The organism is Mucilaginibacter ximonensis (assembly GCF_042686265.1).
Taxonomy (GTDB): domain Bacteria; phylum Bacteroidota; class Bacteroidia; order Sphingobacteriales; family Sphingobacteriaceae; genus Mucilaginibacter; species Mucilaginibacter ximonensis.
In genome coordinates this window covers 704,100-723,957 of the sequence record NZ_JBHUPD010000002.1, presented here as the reverse complement: position 1 = coordinate 723,957, position 19,858 = coordinate 704,100, and the positions used below count along the sequence as shown (strand labels likewise).

Annotated in this window: 19 protein-coding genes; 11 read left to right on the top strand and 8 right to left on the bottom strand. The window is 45.4% G+C overall.

The window, feature by feature from the left end; genetic code table 11:
- Positions 1-90: 90 nt before the first annotated feature.
- The gene (locus tag ACFS5N_RS10835) at positions 91-630 is read right to left on the bottom strand and encodes an ExbD/TolR family protein (protein ID WP_377185210.1); all 540 of its coding nucleotides are present in this window, start codon (positions 628-630) and stop codon (positions 91-93) included.
- 265 nt (positions 631-895) lie between these two features.
- Between ACFS5N_RS10835 and ACFS5N_RS10830 the strand changes: the two genes are divergently transcribed.
- The 3 genes from ACFS5N_RS10830 (at position 896) to ACFS5N_RS10820 (ending at position 4,725) form a co-directional block, all read left to right on the top strand.
- Positions 896-3,385: a S9 family peptidase gene (locus ACFS5N_RS10830; protein ID WP_377185208.1), complete on the top strand. Its 2,490-nt coding sequence runs from the start codon at positions 896-898 to the stop codon at positions 3,383-3,385.
- 281 nt (positions 3,386-3,666) lie between these two features.
- Positions 3,667-4,377 carry a glycosyltransferase family 2 protein gene (locus ACFS5N_RS10825; protein ID WP_377185206.1) on the top strand — a complete coding sequence of 237 codons (711 nt, stop codon included), beginning with the start codon at positions 3,667-3,669 and terminating at the stop codon, positions 4,375-4,377.
- Between the two features lie 3 nt (positions 4,378-4,380).
- Entirely contained in the window at positions 4,381-4,725 is a 345-nt protein-coding gene (locus tag ACFS5N_RS10820; RefSeq protein WP_377185204.1) for a DUF2304 domain-containing protein, read from the top strand.
- Positions 4,726-4,832: 107 nt separating this feature from the next.
- Here the strand turns inward: ACFS5N_RS10820 and ACFS5N_RS10815 are convergent, their stop codons facing one another.
- Positions 4,833-5,375, bottom strand: coding sequence for a hypothetical protein (locus tag ACFS5N_RS10815; RefSeq protein ID WP_377185202.1), 543 nt, complete (start codon positions 5,373-5,375; stop codon positions 4,833-4,835).
- 234 nt (positions 5,376-5,609) lie between these two features.
- Between ACFS5N_RS10815 and ACFS5N_RS10810 the strand changes: the two genes are divergently transcribed.
- Positions 5,610-7,214 (top strand): hypothetical protein, encoded by a 1,605-nt coding sequence (locus ACFS5N_RS10810; RefSeq protein ID WP_377185200.1) that lies wholly within the window; start codon positions 5,610-5,612, stop codon positions 7,212-7,214.
- 273 nt (positions 7,215-7,487) lie between these two features.
- A complete protein-coding gene (locus tag ACFS5N_RS10805; protein ID WP_377185198.1) occupies positions 7,488-7,853 on the top strand; it encodes a response regulator in 366 nt (121 codons plus the stop codon).
- A 33-nt stretch (positions 7,854-7,886) separates the two neighbouring features.
- Here ACFS5N_RS10805 and ACFS5N_RS10800 read toward each other — a convergent pair whose 3' ends face one another.
- The 4 genes from ACFS5N_RS10800 to ACFS5N_RS10785 are packed head-to-tail and all read right to left on the bottom strand — an operon-like array spanning position 7,887 to position 11,075.
- Entirely contained in the window at positions 7,887-8,393 is a 507-nt protein-coding gene (locus ACFS5N_RS10800) for a shikimate kinase (RefSeq protein WP_377185196.1), read from the bottom strand.
- Positions 8,390-9,448 carry an ABC transporter permease gene (locus tag ACFS5N_RS10795; protein ID WP_377185194.1) on the bottom strand — a complete coding sequence of 353 codons (1,059 nt, stop codon included), beginning with the start codon at positions 9,446-9,448 and terminating at the stop codon, positions 8,390-8,392. Before ACFS5N_RS10795 ends, ACFS5N_RS10800 begins: the two co-directional genes overlap by 4 nt.
- The gene (locus tag ACFS5N_RS10790; protein WP_377185192.1) at positions 9,445-10,596 is read right to left on the bottom strand and encodes a BT_3928 family protein; all 1,152 of its coding nucleotides are present in this window, start codon (positions 10,594-10,596) and stop codon (positions 9,445-9,447) included. Before ACFS5N_RS10790 ends, ACFS5N_RS10795 begins: the two co-directional genes overlap by 4 nt.
- Entirely contained in the window at positions 10,593-11,075 is a 483-nt protein-coding gene (locus ACFS5N_RS10785) for a DUF1599 domain-containing protein (RefSeq protein WP_377186543.1), read from the bottom strand. Before ACFS5N_RS10785 ends, ACFS5N_RS10790 begins: the two co-directional genes overlap by 4 nt.
- A 135-nt stretch (positions 11,076-11,210) precedes the next feature.
- Between ACFS5N_RS10785 and folP the strand changes: the two genes are divergently transcribed.
- From folP to ACFS5N_RS10760, 5 genes are all read left to right on the top strand, one after another.
- A complete protein-coding gene (gene folP / locus ACFS5N_RS10780) occupies positions 11,211-12,071 on the top strand; it encodes a dihydropteroate synthase (RefSeq protein ID WP_377185190.1) in 861 nt (286 codons plus the stop codon).
- Positions 12,072-12,119: 48 nt separating this feature from the next.
- A complete protein-coding gene (locus tag ACFS5N_RS10775) occupies positions 12,120-13,508 on the top strand; it encodes a sulfatase-like hydrolase/transferase (RefSeq protein ID WP_377185188.1) in 1,389 nt (462 codons plus the stop codon).
- Between the two features lie 6 nt (positions 13,509-13,514).
- Positions 13,515-14,957 (top strand): sulfatase family protein, encoded by a 1,443-nt coding sequence (locus ACFS5N_RS10770; protein ID WP_377185186.1) that lies wholly within the window; start codon positions 13,515-13,517, stop codon positions 14,955-14,957.
- A 194-nt stretch (positions 14,958-15,151) separates the two neighbouring features.
- Entirely contained in the window at positions 15,152-16,867 is a 1,716-nt protein-coding gene (locus tag ACFS5N_RS10765; protein WP_377185184.1) for an arylsulfatase, read from the top strand.
- Between the two features lie 122 nt (positions 16,868-16,989).
- Positions 16,990-18,024: a formylglycine-generating enzyme family protein gene (locus ACFS5N_RS10760; RefSeq protein WP_377185182.1), complete on the top strand. Its 1,035-nt coding sequence runs from the start codon at positions 16,990-16,992 to the stop codon at positions 18,022-18,024.
- Here the strand turns inward: ACFS5N_RS10760 and ACFS5N_RS10755 are convergent.
- On the bottom strand, positions 18,021-18,794 hold the full coding sequence (locus tag ACFS5N_RS10755; protein WP_377185180.1) for a TlpA family protein disulfide reductase: 774 nt from the start codon (positions 18,792-18,794) through the stop codon (positions 18,021-18,023). The two genes, ACFS5N_RS10760 and ACFS5N_RS10755, sit on opposite strands and share 4 nt — an antisense overlap.
- 144 nt (positions 18,795-18,938) lie before the next feature.
- On the opposite strand from ACFS5N_RS10755, the gene ACFS5N_RS10750 reads away from it, so the two are divergent.
- The gene (locus tag ACFS5N_RS10750; protein WP_377185178.1) at positions 18,939-19,334 is read left to right on the top strand and encodes a VOC family protein; all 396 of its coding nucleotides are present in this window, start codon (positions 18,939-18,941) and stop codon (positions 19,332-19,334) included.
- Positions 19,335-19,605: 271 nt separating this feature from the next.
- On the opposite strand, the gene ACFS5N_RS10745 is transcribed toward ACFS5N_RS10750, so the two are convergent.
- Positions 19,606-19,791, bottom strand: a complete 186-nt coding sequence (locus tag ACFS5N_RS10745) for a hypothetical protein (RefSeq protein ID WP_377185176.1) — start codon at positions 19,789-19,791, stop codon at positions 19,606-19,608.
- Positions 19,792-19,858 lie beyond the last annotated feature (67 nt).

Genomic DNA, 19,858 nt, shown 5'->3' with positions numbered 1-19,858 from the left:
ATGCGGAGATTATTGTGAGAGATCATCAGAACGTAGGTGAGGCCTCTTATAATCCTCTTTATAAGAGGCCTCACCTACGTTTAGCTCAAATCACTCCTCTATATGATCTCGCTTTAACAAATTCACTTCGTCCGGCGTAATATCTACCAAAGCGCGCTTCTGTATGTTAGCAATGTTAAGCTCATCCATTATACCTACAATATTAGCATAATTGGAGTGTGCCCCTGCTTTAATCAGTACAATCATATCCTCTCCATTAGAGGCTTGCTTAACGCGCTCGCTTTGCGCTAACAGCGCTTTGCGGATACCATCTTTACCAAACCCATCTACCACAGGTGTGCTTAACGGTTTAGCCGGCGAACCCATAAACCATTCCAGTTTGTCTTTGGCACCAATTAGCACCGTCATAGTACGGCTTTCTGGCACGGGCATGGTATGATCGCCCTCTTTGTCGGGCATTACCAGGTCCATGGTTTTAGGCTTTTGCAGGGTAGTTGTAAGAATAAAAAAAGTAATCAGTAAAAATGCCAGATCAACCATGGCGGTTAAATCTACACGGATAGATTTTTTATTGGTTTTGGTCCTGGTGCCTTTTTCGGCGGCAGCAGGTTTAGCATCTAGTTCTGCCATAATTTTAGGTTTTGTGCCTTGCGGCTGATGAGCAATTAGGGTTCTTTAATTATTAAACGCAATATAGTTGCATTTGTTGCAGTTTTCAAAAAATATTTTTTTCGATGGTTCCCCTCTCGAGAGTAATCGCCCATCAAAAGGGGATTACGTGATCGGTGTCAATTGTAACAACACTCATACAAAACCAGCACTAAATAGCACTTGCTTTTTTATAAATTAGGCTGCAATTTTTGCTCAACTGATCTCAACATCGCTATTTAGTTTTATGAAACACTTTTATTTATCAGCGCTGGCTGTATTGTGCATAATGCAGGCCAAAGCGCAAACGCCTGTTGCAGCCCAGGCAAAAGGCAATTACCAACTAGCTTCTAAATTTTCGGCCGATAAAATCAAGAAAATGGTTTTTTCGCAGTCGGTTGACGCGCATTGGTTAAAGCTGAGCAATCGTTTTTGGTATGTATATGAAACCAGTGAAAACAAAAACTGGTACATTGTCGACCCAGCGGTGCATTCTAAGAAAAAAATCTTCGATAACGACAAATTGGCCGCAGCCATTACGGTTATTGTAAAAGACCCCTTTGATGCTCAACACCTGCCCATTCAAAACCTGAAATTTACTAAAGACGAAAAGTCTATTCAATTTGAGCTGGTTAGCACCATTGACCAGATAAAAAAAGATCGCAAAGACAAAAAAGCAGCCGACTCGCTTGAAAAGAAGACTTTCTATTTCATCTACAACCTCGAAAACGGCAAACTCGCCGAGTTGAAAGATTACGTCAAAGTAAAACCAAAACCAGTTTGGGCATCAATAGCGCCCGATAGCTCGGCCGTAGTTTTCTCTAAAAATTTCAACTTGTGGTGGATGGATAAAGAGAACTACAAAAAAGCCATCAAAGGCGAAAACGACAGCACCATTGTCGAACATCAACTAACTAAAGAAGGAATAGAGTTTTACAGTTTTGGCGCAGGCCGCAGCGACGACGATGATAATGGCGACAAAGCTAAAAACCGTAAGAAAAGAAGACCTGCCGGTATTGTTTGGTCGCCCGACTCCAGACATTTTGCCATGGAGCGTGTGGATGAGCGTAAGGTGAAAGACCTATGGGTGATCAACAGCATTGCTGATCCTCGCCCCACGCTGGAAACCTACAAATACCATTTGCCAGGCGAAAAAGAATCGCCATTGAATGAAATGGTATTGTTTGACTTTACCGCCAAAACTTACAAAAAGCTAAATACTGCCTTGTTTAAAGACGAGGATCTGGGCATTTGGGGGGCGCCGCAGCTGGCTAAGAATCGCGACGACGAGTTTCGCCCTTCAGTTTGGTTGGGTACTAATAGCAAGTTCTATTTCTACCGCACCTCACGCGACTTAAAACGCATTGACGTTTGCAGTGTCGATATTAATACCGGCGTTGTAAACGTGCAGGCGCAAGAACGCTTAAATACCTATGTGGAGATTGCAACACCGGGATTGATTAACGGCGGCAAGGAGCTGGTTGAGTGGAGTGAGCGCGATGGCTGGGCACATTTTTATTTGTATGATGATAAAGGCAACGTCAAAAACCAGATCACATCGGGCTCCTTCCATTGTGATGATATTGTGAAAATTGATGAGAAAGCACGCGTTCTATATTTCACCGCATCGGGCCGTGAGCCCGGCGAAAATCCGTACTACACTCACCTTTACCGTGTAAACCTGGATGGCAGCGGATTAAAACTGCTGGATGCCGGCAATTTTAACCACACCGCCAGCATGAACGATGCGCCCAGCTATTTTGTAGATAATTACTCCAGAGTAAACACTGCACCAAAATCTGCGCTGTTTGACAACAGTGGCCGTAAGATTATGGACCTGGAAACTACCGATCTGGGCAACCTGATGGCCGCAGGCTATAAATTCCCTGAGCCGTTTAAAGTAAAGGCAGACGACGGCCGCACAGACCTGTACGGTGTAATGTATAAACCCTACGACTTTGACCCGAATAAAAAATACCCGATCATTGAGTATGTATACCCGGGGCCGCAAACCGAGGCAGTTAACTTCTCCTTTACGTCAAGCATGAATTATGTTGACCGTTTGGCACAGCTTGGCTTTATCGTGGTTAGCGTGGGAAACCGCGGTGGCAGCCCTGAGCGTTCAAAATGGTATCATAACTACGGCTACGGCAACCTGCGCGACTACGGCCTGGCCGATAAAAAAGCCGCTGTTGAGCAATTGGCGGACCGCTTCCCGTTTATAGATATTACTAAAGTAGGTATTACGGGTCATTCGGGGGGTGGTTTTATGAGCTGCGCCGCTATGCTGGTTTACCCGGATTTTTTTAAAGTAGCCGTGTCTGAATCTGGCAATCATGACAATAGCGTATACAACCGCTGGTGGAGCGAAAAGCACAATGGCGTAAAAGAAGTAGTGACCGCCAAAGGCGATACCACTTTCCAATATACTATCGACAAAAACCCTGACATAGCTAAAAACCTGAAAGGTAACCTGATGCTGTCAACCGGAGATATTGATAACAACGTAAATCCGGCCAACACCATCCGTGTGATCAACGCACTGATCAAAGCCAACAAACGTTTTGAGTATGTGCTATTGCCAGGCCAGCGCCATGCTTACGGCGACATGACCGAATATTTCTTCTGGCGCAAAGCGGATTATTTTGTTCAGCACTTACTGGGCGATTACTCACAGCCGGTTGATATTTTGGAAATGGATAGAGAGATTGAGATGAATGGCAAGAGAGGGAGATAAATAACCTGCATTCTCCGCTTGTCATTTCGACCAACAGGAGAAATCTATACACACGCAAGTCTAAGCAATGTATAGATTTCTCACTTCGTTCGAAATGACAGCATCATAAAAAGGCAGCCTCTTGGCTGCCTTTTTATCCCACCACGTCATCGAGCGTAGTGTGACGATCTTCGGATAGGCGGAATAGTAGATCGCCACGCTCGTAACTCGTTCGCGATGACGTGAGGGGGAGAGTTGTGGCCAGCTCATATTTTACTACTTTTACTGTTACACAAATCTCAATGGCTCAAAAGCTCCTCATCATACTCCCCTGCTATAACGAGCAGGCGTCACTGCCTGTTTTGCTGACGGAGTTGAAGGCGCTCAACCTGCCGGGATATGATATCACGCCACTGGTAGTGAATGATTGCTCGAATGATGATACCGTCGCTGTTGCCCGTCAACAAGGTACAAAAGTGCTTGATCTGCCCGTTAACCTGGGCATTGGAGGCGCTGTACAAAGCGGATTACTTTATGCCGCCAGCAATAATATTGGGCTGGCCATACAAATGGATGGCGACGGGCAACATCCGCCTAAAGAATTAATTAAACTGCTTAACTGTCGCGAAGCAACAGGCGCTAACCTGGTGATTGGCTCGAGATTTATTGAGAAACAAGGTTTTCAATCGTCATTTACCCGGCGTTTGGGTATCGGCTATTTTTATTGGTTAAATAAGTTTTTTACCGGTCGGCGCATATACGATAGTACCTCAGGATACCGGTTGTTTGATCACAAAGCCATCGCGTTAGCTGCCGATTATTACCCTGATGACTATCCCGAACCCGAGTCGCTGGTGTACTTTGCAAAAGCGGGATTAACTATTCAGGAAACACCGGTAATTATGGCCGGCCGGGCGGGCGGGCAGTCATCTATCCGTAATCTTACTTCTTTGTATTATTGTATAAAAGTGACTATCGCCATGCTGTTTTCGGCGATACGTAGCATTCATTAAATTATGGCACGTATACAAATCATTACAATTATTACCAGTTTATTGTTCCTGGCATATATCGCCAGGCTTATTGTTAAAGGCAAACTGCGCGAGGAGTACAGCATTGTTTGGTGCGTTTGTACGCTGATTCTGGTAATTTTTTCCTTTTGGCGCAGCGGACTGGAGGTGATGTCTAAACTATTTGGTGTATATGAAGCCCCCAACCTGGTTTTCACGGCCTGCATTTTTGCCATGCTGATTTACCTGCTGCATCTTAGCGTGGTAGCGTCAAAACTGCACAAGCAAAACAAGCAACTGGCTCAGGACATTGCTTTGTTGAAAGAGAAGGTTTATGGTAAAGACGAATAAATGACTGTTTTGTAGAGACGCGAGGCTTCGCGTCTAACGTGGGTAGTTTTAACATAGGTGTATAAAAAGACGCGAAGCATCGCATCTCTACGGTACCATTGTCTTACCTAATCTTTTACCCCATCAACAATCAACGAAGTATAACCCAGTTTACCATTTTGGTTGCGTGTGTCATATCGGCGCGAGCGTCTGATGTGGCCGCCATCGTCTGTCCAATCAACGTAATGGAACTGGCCATTTTCATCCCAGTATTCCAACAGTTCTACGCGGAAGCCGGCCTTTTCAAGGCGGCTTTTCATCACGTCATAAGTGTATAGTATTTTATGATCATCGGCCCCTATGCCGGTGCCGCCAACACGAACCCATTCTATGTATTCTTTGTCAGGATTGTTACCGTCGGGCACTGCAATGCGCAATCTGCCACCCTTGGCCAGCCAATCATAACAATTTTGGTTTGACAGGCGGGTCTCCTCGTCGGGTATATGTTCCCAAACATGCTCGGCCATGATGTTGGTGAGCTGATTTTTTTCGCCGAAAAGACGCTGCCAGTCAGATGCTTTACTGGCATCAAGGGCATCATATTCAGATAACATCCACTCGGAGCCCGAATTTACCTTCGACGCGCCAATAGCCAGCTTTCTCTTTTTCATCAAACGAAAGTTGAACCAAATATTTAATGACCCTTTTAATCGTAACAAAAGATGCTTTATCATACAGGAATGATACTTTATTTAGTTGCAAATTTGCAGCTTCAATTATAGGCATTTTAAGCGGATTATTCAGCGCCTGCAACCAGACACTTAAATTTTGAGACACCTGTTGGCAGAAGGTTAACCATTAGTATATTTGTGGCCAAGCCGGCCTTATAATCGCCTCTTATCTAAATGCTTAAACAACACCTGTCCAGATACTTGCTATTAGCCACATGGCTAATTATCAGCCTGCCGGCCTGCCGGCGAGATAGCGACTCTTTAACTGAAAGTAAAAATCAGAACAGCCTGCAGATAAAGGCGCTGATAGTAAAAGCAAGGCAAGCTGAAAATGGCAATAACGATACACTCAAAAAAATCGTCAATCAGCTATATAAACTCAGCGCACAGACCGGCAATAAAGAGGGTTTTGTTTGGGCCGAGATGATGGACGCAGATTACTACTGGCAAAATGCTGACCACAAACGCGCTATGCAAATGGCCATGTTATGTTTAGCCGATGCGGAGAAATATCATATTAAAGAGGTTAATATCCAGGTATATGGCACCATAGCTAATTTATTTAAAGAAACCGGCCAGTATCCGCAGGCATTTAAAAATGCCGATCTGGGCCTTAATCTTGCTACGGTTAACAAAGACACCGCCCATATTATAGCGTTGTTAGGTTTAAAAGCCATGTTTACCCGGTCCTGGCATTTATACAATCACCAACCCGGTCCGGATAGCAGCATCTATTTGAATTTGGCGGCGCTGCAAATTGCCGAATCCAACCCCCGGCAAGCCAAAATGTGTACCCGGTTTTACGATAATATCTGCCAGTATTATAAAGATCAGAAAGACTATCAAAAAGCTTTTTACTACGGCAACAAAGGCGTTGAAAACGCCCTTAAGTTTAAACAGCAACGATCGCTCACTTACTCCTATGCCTGGCTGGGACAGTCATATTATTTTAACGGTGACCATGTAAAGGGCATTGACTACATGAATAAAGCGCTTCAAACAGCCCTTAATTTAAAAGAGCCGTACCGCGTAATGGAGATACACGGGCATATGTATGATTGCTATTTATCAACCGGCGATTATAAAAGTGCGCTTATGCATTATCGGCGTATGTGGACCATGCGAGACTCGCTAAAAGTACTGGACAATGCCAATAAGCTTACCGAACTTCAAGCTAAATATGATACCGTTAAGAAAGATAAGCAAATAAACGAACTTAACGCCAAAGCGCTGCAACGAGGCGCCATGGTAGTGATTTTGACATTGTTGATTGCCATTGTAGTGCTTTTTTACAACAAGGAGCGCAAGAGCAAAGAACTTATAGCGTCTGAAAAGCGCAGAGTTGACGAAGAGCTTAAAAATGCCGGGCTCGAACTGCAATATTTTACCGAAAATATGCGACAGAAAAACGAAATCATCGAAGAGTTTAAAGCCGAAATTGAACAATTGCAAATACAACACATTTCCGTCGCCGACAGGGAAGGCCTTGATACCCTGATCAACGCCCATATCATGACTGCCGATAATTGGGATAGCTTCCGCAAATTATTCGGTAAAGTACATGCCGGGTTTTTCGACAACATCAAAAAGCGATATCCAAATCTTACCGCCAGCGATGCGCGTATTCTGTCTTTGATTAAGCTTGAGCTTAGTAATAATGAAATGGCTAATATGCTGGGGATAACCATTGAGGGTATCAAGAAATCAAAACAGCGCCTGCGTAAAAAAATGGAGCTGGGTAAGGATGACAGCCTCGAGGAGATTGTAGCGGGGATGTGACTAAAGAAGTTATTATCAGGAGCGGCATAGAAGACATGCTCTCTGATGCGCAGTGAAGGATTTAGCACCCAAACATAACGCATGTCCACGATTCTTAACAGAAAACAAGGCGATTGTCCACCTTTTTACTGCTTTTATTTGTCCATCATTTGTCCCCCTGTGAGCGTACAGGCATCAACTAAAAGTATTTAACTTTACTTTTAGTTAACCATAGGCGATATCCCTAACAATGCCATTACAGGCGCGTCTATGGTAAAACCAACCGGCTTTACTATGAAACTAAAAATTTATATCGTCGAAGATTCCCCTATCATCGCGGCTGCCCTTAAAAAGATGGTCACAGTTATGGGACATTCGGTGGCCGGGATAGCTGCATCATACGAAGATGCGATTACTGAAATAATGAAAATGGACATTGATACCGTGATAACGGATATTATGCTGGCCGGACAAAAAAACGGAGTTGATTTAGGGGCCTACGTGAAAGAGCATCTGAATGTGCCGGTTATCTACCAGTCGTCCATTACCGACGCGCACCTGATACTCAGGGCCATGTCGACCGAGCCGCTGGCTTATCTTATTAAACCAGTGACCCGGATGGAACTCACTAACGCGCTGTTAAGCGTAGACGCTGCCTGATTAGCCCTAATAATATATTATTTTCCAACTCTTTTAGCTGGCTGATGAAATCACGTCGGCCAGCATTTCTACAGACATATCGATGCCATTCACGATATGTGTGGCCCGTTTATAAAAGCCCTCGCGCTCGGCAAGTTTTTCAGCAATAAAAGCCACCAGTTCATCACCATGTTTGCCGGCTATGAGCGGCCGGGTAGTTTTGCCCTTGTCCAGGCGCTCGGCCAGCGTTTTGGGTGTTAGTTGGATATATAAGGTTTGGCCATGCGCGTTCATCCAGTCGAGGTTGTCAAAAAAGCAAGGCAAGCCGCCGCCGGTTGATATAATGGCATTCTCGGGGTAGTCGGTTTCTTTTAAAACCTGCGATTCGAGCAAACGGAAAGCGTCCTGCCCGTGCTGTTCGAAATATTCGGCAATGCTCATGCCCGCCTTGGCCTCCAGGATATGGTCAAGGTCCAAAAACTCATAGCCTAAATGGTTGGCCAGCTTGCGGCTCCAGGTGGTTTTACCGCAGCCCATAAATCCTATAAAGAAAACTTTCATTTTAATTTTACCCGCGGGTCAATCCAAACATAAACGACATCAACCAAAATATTGATCACTACAAATATAAAGGCTATAAATAAAATGGCGCCCATCACTACCGGGAAGTCTGACATTTCCAAAGCATTGACGGTGGTTTTACCGAGCCCGTTATAGCCGAATATATACTCCACAAAAAATGAACCGGCCAGCAGCGAAGCAAACCAGGTGGCAATAGCAGTTATTACCGGATTAAGCGCATTCTTTAAAGCATGGCGATAAATAATGGTGTGTTCGCTCAGGCCCTTGGCCCGGGCTGTACGGATATAGTCCTGCCCCAAAACATCAAGCATGGCATTACGCGTGAGCTGCACAATAATAGCCAGCGGCCTGAAGCCCAAAGTCACCATAGGCAACAGCAGATTTTTCCAGATAATAACCTGGCCTTTAAACGGGTCATAACTATACAAACTACCCGACATATTGAGGCCGGTGTATTTGCTTAAAACAAAACCAAATATCCAGGCGATGATGATGCCCGCAAAGAATGACGGCGCTGAGATACCCAGCGTTGAAAAAGCCAGTGCTGAGCGATCTATCCAGGTATCTTTATTAATAGCGCTCGCTATCCCCAAAAACACCCCGATCACGATGGCAAACAGCATAGCCGTTGTAGCCAGGATAAGAGTATTGGGTACCACCTCCATAAGCAGCGACGCGACACCTTTACTGGTTTGATATGACCGGCGCAGGTAGGGCCACTTCAACGCCAGTACTTTCTGATTTGAAATGTGCATTAACGACACATAACGGTACTTTTGGCGCTCCTGAGGTGTATTTAAGTGAATACCAAGTGGCGATAAATCGTTGATGTAATATAGAAACTGTACCGGTACGGGCTTATCAAGTCCAAATTCTTTGCGTACCGCCTGCAGCGACTGTACATCGGCGCGCTGGCCTTGGGTCATGCGGGCCGGGTCAACCGGCAGGATGTTAAAAAGGAAGAAAACTACTACCACAATCCCCAGCATTACTGCCGAGCCATAAAGGAACTTGCGGATGAGGTAGCTGATCATTTTTGCTGAAAATAATCTTTCACCATGTGGTCATAATCAGGCACGGTATGGTAATGCCATTTGTTGACAATGGTGCCGTTTTTGATTAACATGATACCGGGATTTGAACGCACCATTTCTTTTAACGGCACTCCGTCAGCATAAAACACCTCACTGATTAAGTGATATTTAGCAACAAAAGCCGCCGCTTCCGCCGGCGATGCCGACGTCAATAAAATAGTACGGGTATTGAAATTTGTAGTAAGGTTAGTGGCCAGGGCGTTGAGCCGGTTAATGGCTGCGCCGTCGGTTTTTTTCAAATCGTAAGCTACAATCCAAAGGCTATAAAATGGGTTAGATAACAGCTCATTGGTGTAATCGTTACGCTGAGCGTCGCTGATTTGCAGGTCAACTATCTTGGGGGTAAAGCCTTTTTTAACCAGCTTACTTTCAGGGTCGCCAACCACCTCCCAGTTATTATCCTTCCAGATATTGCTGCTCAGGTACTCTTTGTCTGTCATATCCCTGGCCTCGCCGGTTTTTTTGTTTTTGAGGTGGTAAGTTAGCTCAAACTGATCGGGCAAGGCTCCCGGCGGGGTTTTCATTTCGTCAGGAATATTCGCACCGACCTTGTAAGGTAAAAAGTCGATAAAAGGTGCAAAACTATAGGTAAAAAAGCCCAAACCCACTGATATTGCTATCGAAGCCAGGAACAAGCGCTCGCCGGTTTTAGGTGCAAACAGCGGCTTGATATGTTCTTTATTTTTAAAGATGACAATGATCAATAATAATAACACAAGGTCTTTACCAAATGATTGCCAAGGCGTTAGTGGTATAGCATCGCCAAAGCAACCGCAGGTTTGTACCACCTTAAATGCTGCCGAGTAAAAGGTCAGAAAGGCAAAGAAAACTATGAGTAATAATAAGCCCCACGCAACCTGTTTGGCACGCACGCCTATCACCAAAGCAAAGCCCAGAATAATCTCCATCGCACAAAGCAGAATGGAAAAACATACGGCCAGGTCATTCAAAAACATGATATGAAAAACCTCGAAATACTCTTCAAGCTTATAAGAAAAACCCAGCGGGTCGTTAATCTTTATAAGCCCCGAAAAGATAAAGAGCAGCCCTACAAATATCCGGCAAAACCAAAGCAGCCCGTTTTTCATTTCACACCTAATTTAATCAACGCAAATACCGAATAGTTCAAAATATCCTGGTAGTTAGCTTTAATCCCTTCAGAGGCAAGGGTAATGCCTTCGTTATCTTCAATCTGCTTTACACGCAATAACTTCATTAATATCAGGTCGGTTAATGAGCTGATGCGCATATCACGCCAGGCCTCGCCATAGTCATGGTTTTTGGCAAACATCAGTTCCTGGGTTTCTTTCACTTTTTCGTTAAACAATTGCTCCACATGAGCAGGCGACAGTTCGACAGGCGTATCAGCGGCGCACTCCAGCTGCATCATAGCTATAACACAGTAATTTACTATGCCGATGTACTCGCCGGTGATATCCTCACCAACTTTCGAGATCTTTTTCTCCTCCAGCGTACGGATACGCTGGGCTTTGATAAAAATCTGATCGGTAATTGACGCCAGGCGCAAAATGCGCCAGGCGGTACCATAATCATGGGTTTTTTTCATGAAAAGGTCCTTGCAAACATTAATTACTGCGTCGTATTCGGCTGCTGTGTTATTCAAGAATTAAAGATTAATAGTTGTAAATTTGACCTGTTAAATTTTGCACACATGCTGAAGTAAAAAGATCAGCACAGATGAATGGCTAAAGATACATTTTTTCATACAAAGGCAACGCTAAATGCGCGGGGTAAACTCATTGATCTGAGCGTACCTAAGGTTATGGGCATCATCAACCTCACGCCCGACTCGTTTTACGCCGGCAGCCGAAAAAATGCTGTGGACGAAGCCCTTGCACAAGCCGAAAAAATGCTGGCTGAAGGGGCCGATTTTCTTGATTTAGGCGCCTATTCATCACGCCCAAACGCTGATGATATTTCTGTACAGGAAGAAACAGACCGATTGTTACCTGTAGTCGAAGCCATCGTTCAAAAATTTCCTGAAGCCGTTTTATCTATAGATACTTTCAGAAGCAAAGTCGCCGAGACGGCTATACAAGCCGGAGCACATATCATCAATGATATTTCAGGCGGGCAATTGGATGAAGCCATGTTTGAAACCGTCGCGAAGCTAAAAGTACCATACATACTGATGCACATGAAAGGCAACCCAAAAACAATGAACCAATTAGCGGTTTATGACGATGTTTTTGGCGAAGTGTACGATTATTTTGCCGATAAATATCAGCGGTTAAAAAAGCTGGGCGCGACTGATGTTGTGCTCGATCCCGGCTTTGGTTTTGCTAAAACGCATCCGCAGGGTTATACTTTATTGAACCGGCTGGAAGAATTTCACGCTCTTCAACTGCCCCTGCTGGTTGGTGTATCGCGCAAGCGGATGATCTATGCCCAATTGGATACTACAGCCGAAGAGGCACTGAATGGAACTACCGTATTAAACACCGTTGCCATAACCAAAGGCGCAAGTATATTGCGCGTGCACGATGTAACACCTGCGATACAAGCCGTTAAATTGCTGCAATGTTTGCGTAACAATAGCTAACTTAGCCAAACGCCTAAGGCAAAGCCTTTAATAAACCTTCTTGACGCTATGAGAAAACTAAGTCTGTACGGTGGGCTGATAATGGCCTGTGCTGCTTTTATTGTTTCGGCAGGGTTTAAACCCACCCGCGTAAAAACGCCTGCACCCCAGCATCCTAATATTATTATTATTTTAACTGACGATATGGGTTACAGCGACGTAGGCTGTTTTGGCGGCACATTTGTACCTACGCCAAATATTGACCGTATTGCTGCCGCCGGACGAAAGTTTACGCAATATTACAGTGCCGCACCTATCTGTTCGCCGTCAAGGGTTGGTATGCTAACAGGTATGAACCCCGCACGCTGGAACTTTTCAACGTTCCTGGATAATCGTAAACATAATAAGGCTGCCGAACAGGCCGACTGGCTCGACCCGAAAGCGCCATCCATTGCCCGTTTTTTCAAAAACGCCGGCTATGCAACCGGTCACTTTGGTAAATGGCATATGGGAGGCGGCCGCGATGTTAAAAATGCGCCGGGTTTTGAGCAGTATGGTTTTGATGAACATAACAGTACTTACGAAAGCCCCGACCCCGATCCGCTATTGACGGCTACCGACTGGATCTGGTCGAACAAAGACAGTATTAAGAGATGGGATCGGACAAAATATTTTGTGGACAAGACCCTGGATTTTATGGAGCGCCATAAAGGCCAGCCTTGTTTTGTAAACTTGTGGCCCGACGATGTGCATACTCCCTGGGTGCCCCGCGTGGAACATGAGTATACCGGCAAGTTTCCGATGAATCCCGAGGAAGAAGCCGCTTTCAAACTAGTATTAAAGGAATATGACGTGCAGATTGGTCGCCTGTTAGATGGCTTGAAAGCTATGGGGCTTGATAAAAACACGATTGTAATATTTACCAGCGACAATGGTCCGTTGCCAAGTTTTAGGGGTAGCCGGGCTATGGGCCTGCGCGGTTCGAAGCTTTCCTTATATGAAGGCGGCACCCGCATGCCGTTCATTATCAGCTGGCCGGGACGTGTCCCTGCGGGGACCGTTGACGAAAGCTCGGAGCTCTGCTCGATCGACCTGATGCCAACGCTTACCAAATTTGCCGGCATTAAACTACCAGCCAGCTACAAAGGCGACGGGATTGACCGCGGCGATGTGCTGCTTGGCAAGCCGTCATTAAGAGGCAAAGACCTGTTTTGGGAATATGGGCGCAATGCTACGGCATTTAACTATCCGCGCCCTATTGATAAAAGTCCGAATCTGGCTGTTCGCTCGGGCGAATGGAAATTGTTAATGAATGCTGATGGCACGGATATTCAACTTTATGATTTACTGAAAGACAGAAAAGAGTCAAACAACCTGGCCGCGCAGGAGCCCCAAAAAGTTGACGACCTAAAGGCTAAACTAATGGCCTGGTGGCAAACCATCCCGCATTTAAAATAACAGGGCATGAACAAATTTAAGCTATATACTTCATTACTGGCCGCCGGTGCAGCGACTGTAGGGTTGTTAAGCTGGACCCACAAACAGCCAAAAAAGGTCCAATCAAAGAAGCCGAACATTGTATTCATCATGGCCGACGATTTGACCATGACGGATATCGGACCTTATGGTAGCACGCAGGTGCATACGCCCAATATGGACAAGTTAGCCTCAGACGGCATGTGCCTGGATAATATGTTCAACATGGTGCCGGTTTGTTCGCCTACACGGCAGTCTATACTAACCGGACTAGGGCCGGTGCGCAGCGGGGCATACCCAAACCATACCATGATTTACAAAGGCATTAAAACCTTACCGGTATATCTGCAGCAATTAGGCTATAACACGGCTATCATTGGTAAGCGGCACTATGCACCCGATGAATCATATCCCTTTGATTTTTTAGGTGGACGAGAGGACGATAACGGCCAGGGTATTGATGTCGATCTAAGCAAAGCCGAAGATTGGCTGAAAATCAAAGCCTCAAGCGGTAAGCCTTTTTATTTGATGTTTACCAGCAACCAGCCGCACGAACCGTATACCCGTGGCAACCAGGCAGCTTACGATCCGGCGAAAGTCAAACTGGGGCCCAACATGGTGGACACCAAATTAACGCGCAAGCGCATGGCGAAATATTTTGCCGAGATTACTTATTTGGATAGTTTGATTGGCGTTTGCCTGAATATTATTGATCGTACCGGACAAAAAGATAACACGGTGATTATGTTTGCTACCGAACAGGGTAACTCGTTTCCATTCTCTAAGTGGACCTTGTATGATCAGGGGTTGCATTCGGGTTTTATTGCCAAATGGCCGGGCAAGATCAAGCCGGGCACCCGCAATCCGGCTATGTCTGAGTATATCGACATTTTGCCAACCATGATAGACATCGCCGGAGGCGATCCAACCAAAATAAACACCGGCTCAAAGGATGGTAACGGCAACATGGGTTTTGATGGCATGAGTTTCAAAAAGGTATTATTAGGCCAGGAAAACCACCTGCGTGACTATGTTTTTGCCGAGGAAACCACCCGTGGTATTATCCAGGGTAGCGATGCTTATGCTATTCGCTCGGCGCGAGATAATCATTACCTGTACATCCATAATCTGAATTATACCGGGAAATTTAAAAACACAGTAGTAAGGATGCCTTTCTTTAAAGAGTGGCAGGAGGCTAACCCAACCCGCTCCGATTTTTACCAGGTGCGCCCCGAGGAAGAATTGTACGATATTGTAAATGACCCGTATGATCTCAACAATTTAGCCGCCGATCAGAAATACGCATCGATCAAGGCTAGCCTAAAAGGCAAGCTGGAAGCATTCATGCACCAACAAAACGATAAAGGAATCGAGACTGAAATGCAAGCATTAACACGTCAGCCTAAAAATAGCGAGGGAAATAATGACTAGGGAATAGTAAAAGCGCAAAAGAGTGAGGTGTCACCCTGAGGCACTCGAAGGGTGAGCGAAAGCCAGACGCCTTTTTGCTAGCGCTCATGCTTCGAGTGCCTCAGCATGACACCCTTTTTTAGGTGTGCTTAGATGACAAACTTTAAATGTTTGACGAATAAATAATAAATTTAGACCCACGACAAACTTATACCATGAGATATAATAAGCTGTTTGTAACGCTACCCCTCGTGGGTGCTGCACTTGCCGGCATTTTGGCCTGGAAGGTTAAATCAAAGCCGGCTAAAGCTGCGCCGCCGCGCCCAAACATCATTGTTATATTGGCCGATGATATGGGCTTCAGCGACCCGGGGTGTTTTGGTGGCGAGATCAACACACCCAACATAAATTACCTGGCACAAAACGGTATCCGTTTCACTAATTTTTATAATACCTCTCGCTGCTGCCCTACACGTGCTTCATTACTTACAGGTTTATATAACCACCAGGCCGGTATTGGCAAAATGACCGATGCCGAAGATGAACCTGGCTACCTGGGACACATCACTACCAATGCCGTTACCCTGGCCGAGGTTTTGAAAACAGCGGGTTATCATACCGCCATGTCGGGCAAATGGCATGTGTCGAACACTAACGGACAGCCCAATCCCAAAGAACAGCTGGCCTGGTTAGATCATCATAAAGAATATCCCGAGTTTTCACCTATCGATCAATACCCTACCAGCCGCGGATTCGAGAAATATTTTGGCACCATTTGGGGTGTGGTTGATTATTTTGACCCGTTTAGTTTAGTGAGTGGCACCAAGCCTATCACATCAGTACCAAAAAATTATTATCATAGCGATGCTATTAACGATACGGCTGTAACTTATATTAAAGAGTATGCCAGGCAAAAGCAGCCCTTCTTTTTATATGTGGCCGAAAATGCGCCGCATTGGCCGCTAATGGCTAAGCCGCAAGATATCGCCAAATATAAAGACACCTATAAAGGCGGCTGGGATGCCATCCGCGAGGCACGGTATCAAAAAATGATCAAACTCGGCCTCGTCGACCCAAAAACAACCAAACTTTCAGAGCGCTGGCACAGCGACCTGAAATGGGAAAACAACCCTGACAAAGATTGGGACGCACAGGCTATGGCTGTTCACGCTGCTATGGTTGATTGTATGGATCAGGGTATAGGCAGAATTATCGCTGCTTTGAAACAAACTGGTCAGCTGGATAATACCTTAATTGTTTTCCTGTCAGACAATGGCGCGAGCGCCGAAAGCGCCGCGGGGTATGGGCCAGGCTTCGACCGCCCGAGCGAGACGCGCGACGGCCGCAAGATTGATTATTCAACTAAAAAAGATAATATACCAGGATCGGAAACCGTATACGCATCTATTGGGGAACGCTGGGCAAATGTGGCCAATACACCATACCGTTTGTGGAAAGCGGAATCGTACGAAGGTGGGCTGCATACACCCATGATTGCTTTTTGGCCAAAAGGTATCACCGCGCCTAAAGGCAGCTTTAGCAAACAAGTAGGGCATGTAATGGATTTTATGACCACTTTTGCAGAGTTGGCCGGCGCCAAATACCCTAAAACATATAAGGGCCATGATATTCCGCCTACGCCGGGCGTTAGTTTAGTGCCGGCTTTTAAAGGTCATGCAATGGTCGGCCATACCGAGTTATTCAATGAACATTTCCAGGCTCGCTATGTGCGCGAGGGCGATTGGAAAATGGTGTCGACCAATGACCATAACTGGCATTTATTTAACCTGGCCGATGACCGCACAGAAACCATTGACCTGAAAGCGCAATATCCTGACAAGGTAAAACAAATGGATAGCCTATGGCAAAACTGGGCACATACACACAACGTGTTGCCTAAGCCAAGAGCAAAAAAAAATAGTTCAAATTAATAAAGAAACGGATGCCAAAAGGGAGATCGATATTTCTAGTGGGGGCAGCTTTGTTAGCCAGTATTACAGCGTGTAAGCAAAAAGCTAATACACCTGCTGCACAGATAAAAAAACCGGCAGCAATGAATAAATCCGCCGTGTGTTGCGAGTCGAATATACCGGCGCGTTTCCCGGGGCTGTCTGGTCCGGGTAGCGGCAACCTTAAAACTATCGGCGATCATTCGCATAAAGGGATGGTTTGGATAAAAGGCGGCACCTTCGGTATGGGCGGCGACAACAAACAAGCCGGACCTGACGAATACCCCAAACACAAGGTTACTGTAACCGGGTTTTGGATGGACGCTACCGAAGTGACCAACGCTGAGTTTGCCCAATTTATAAAAGCTACCGGCTACATTACCACGGCAGAGCGCAAACCCGATTGGGAAGAATTGAAAAAGCAAGTCCCTCCCGGTACGCCAAAACCTGATGAAAGCTTGCTGGTACCGGCGTCGCTGATCTTCAATCAACCTTCGCACCCGGTTAATCTGAATGATTACAGCCAGTGGTGGAGCTGGGAAAAGGGTGCGGACTGGAAACATCCGCACGGACCTAAATCAAACATCACAGGTAAAGAAAACTACCCGGTAGTACATGTGTCATGGTATGATGCTGTGGCCTATTGTAAATGGGCCAACAAACGACTGCCTACCGAAGCCGAATGGGAGTGGGCCGCGCGGGGTGGATTGAGCGATGAGATTTATCCCTGGGGTAACGAGCCGGTAGATGCCGGGCAGCCAAAAGCCAACACCTGGCAAGGCGATTTTCCGAATAAAAACACCTTGAAAGATAAATTCTTTTTTGCCGCGCCTGTAGGTTCGTTTAAGCCAAATGGCTATGGGCTTTATGATATGGCCGGTAACGTATGGGAATGGTGCTCAGATTATTACCGCAGCGACTATTACCAAGCCATCAATAAACCTCAGGGCGTTACCAATCCGAAAGGCCCTGCCGATAGCTATGATCCGGATGAGCCTTATGCTAAAAAGCGTGTGATACGTGGTGGATCTTTCTTGTGTAATGACAGTTATTGCTCAGGTTATCGTGTTGCCCGCCGGATGAAAAGTACCGAGGATAGCGGCATGGAGCATTTGGGCTTCAGAGCGGTACAGGATTAAATACCCGCTAGCCGGCCAACCGCTTCAATCATTACGTCGGGTTCGTTGGTCCGTTTAACAATCTTGCCATCTCTGTTAATGATCCAATGAGTGGGATACATATTGGTGTTGAGTTTCTGTTCTATATAAGTTTCAGGCACTGATGCGATAGCATATTTAAAGCCCTTGCGTTTGTTAAACTTTATCAGGCTGGCTTTTGAGTCGAAAGCGATACTTACAAAAAGGATATCTTTTCTATTACGATATTTATCTACAACAGTATTTAACTCTGGCATCTCCAAATTGCAGGCCTGGCACCGTATAAACCACGATTTGAGTACCAATATTTTGCCTTTTGTATTGGCGTTGGTATAGACGTTACCGTTAAGATCGGTAAACTTAAATGCCGGGAATTTCCTGCCTTCGCATTTATAATGGTCTAGCTCATAGCCTGCAAATTGCGCAGTGATATCGGCGACTTCTTTGTCATAGTGCCCCTTAAATGGATATAACTTGTATGCCCAGGAGCCTGGAGCCGAGGTTAAATGCAGCGGCAGATATTTAGCCGACGTTAATGCTTCCAGAAACTGTAGTTTACTTATTTTTTTATTGTGCTCGTTGTAAGCGGTGAAATCTTCGGACAGGCGGACATGATCGCGGTTATAATACGAAAAGTTGGTTCCAAGTTGCATCACAGTCGAAGGATCAACCTGCGGGCGACCGGGCTTTTGTGCAGCAGCGCTCCAAACTAAGGCGAATGATAAAATGAATACTAAAAAACGACTTCTCATAGGCATGCCTGGACAGACGGGTTCGGTTAATTATAAATATACTTTACCGGGTTGACATAACAAATTATTTTCACGCTGATTTTTACTGTTGACATAGGGTTGTCATTACCGCACTTCAACTTTGCCTAATAAAACCCACGCTATATGCAATTTACTTCAGTAAGAATCATTAGCCAGATAATCGACCCAATGGTTGAATTTTATCAAAACGTTATCGGTATACCGGCAGTTATTTACACACCCGACTTTGCCGAGATAAAAACCCCGCTATCAACTTTAGCCATAGGCAGCGTCAATACGCTGGCTTTTTTTGGCGATGAAAATATGGCGCAACCAGGTACAAACAGGTCGGCTATTATTGAGTTTATGGTAGATGACGTCGATGCCAAATACCAGCAAATTAAAGATTTTGTTAAAAATAACCTGGTGCAAGAGCCTACCACCATGCCCTGGGGTAACCGCTCGTTACTTTTCCGCGATCCTGACGGCAATCTGATTAATTTTTTTACACCCCAGGCCAGGCCGCAACCGCAGAGTTAATCATTTATAAAATGATTTTATCAGTCATATTCATTAGTTTTTATTTAAAATGGAAAGACTAATGAGTTTACCACTTTTGTTTAAAGTTGTAGGTTTTGTTTTTGGCTATGAACGGCCAATACGATAAAAGGTACGATTACAACGAAAGCACACGTAACGCCTGAGCGGCAACCACCATAAAAACGTCTTAACGAACAGGCCACGCGGTATCCGGGCGTCACAATGAGCGTGACACTTACGGCAAACCGGTAACGGGCGCGCGTGCTCAGTGTTATGCAAAACGGCCGCCATGTTTATAATTTAACAGTTCGAGCACCTTGTAAAGAACCAGGGCGGGCCAGAAAACAGCTTTGAAAAAGCCCAGGACACCGCCCCAAAAGGTAGTTGAATGTTGTATAAAGTAAACTAAAGCGCCTAAAAAAGCTATTCCGTAAATAGCACAGGTTTGATTTCTCATTTTCTTAAATTGTTCGTTCATGTCGTAGTTATTTGGCCCCGGTAGCAATATAAAATTGCCCTTAATC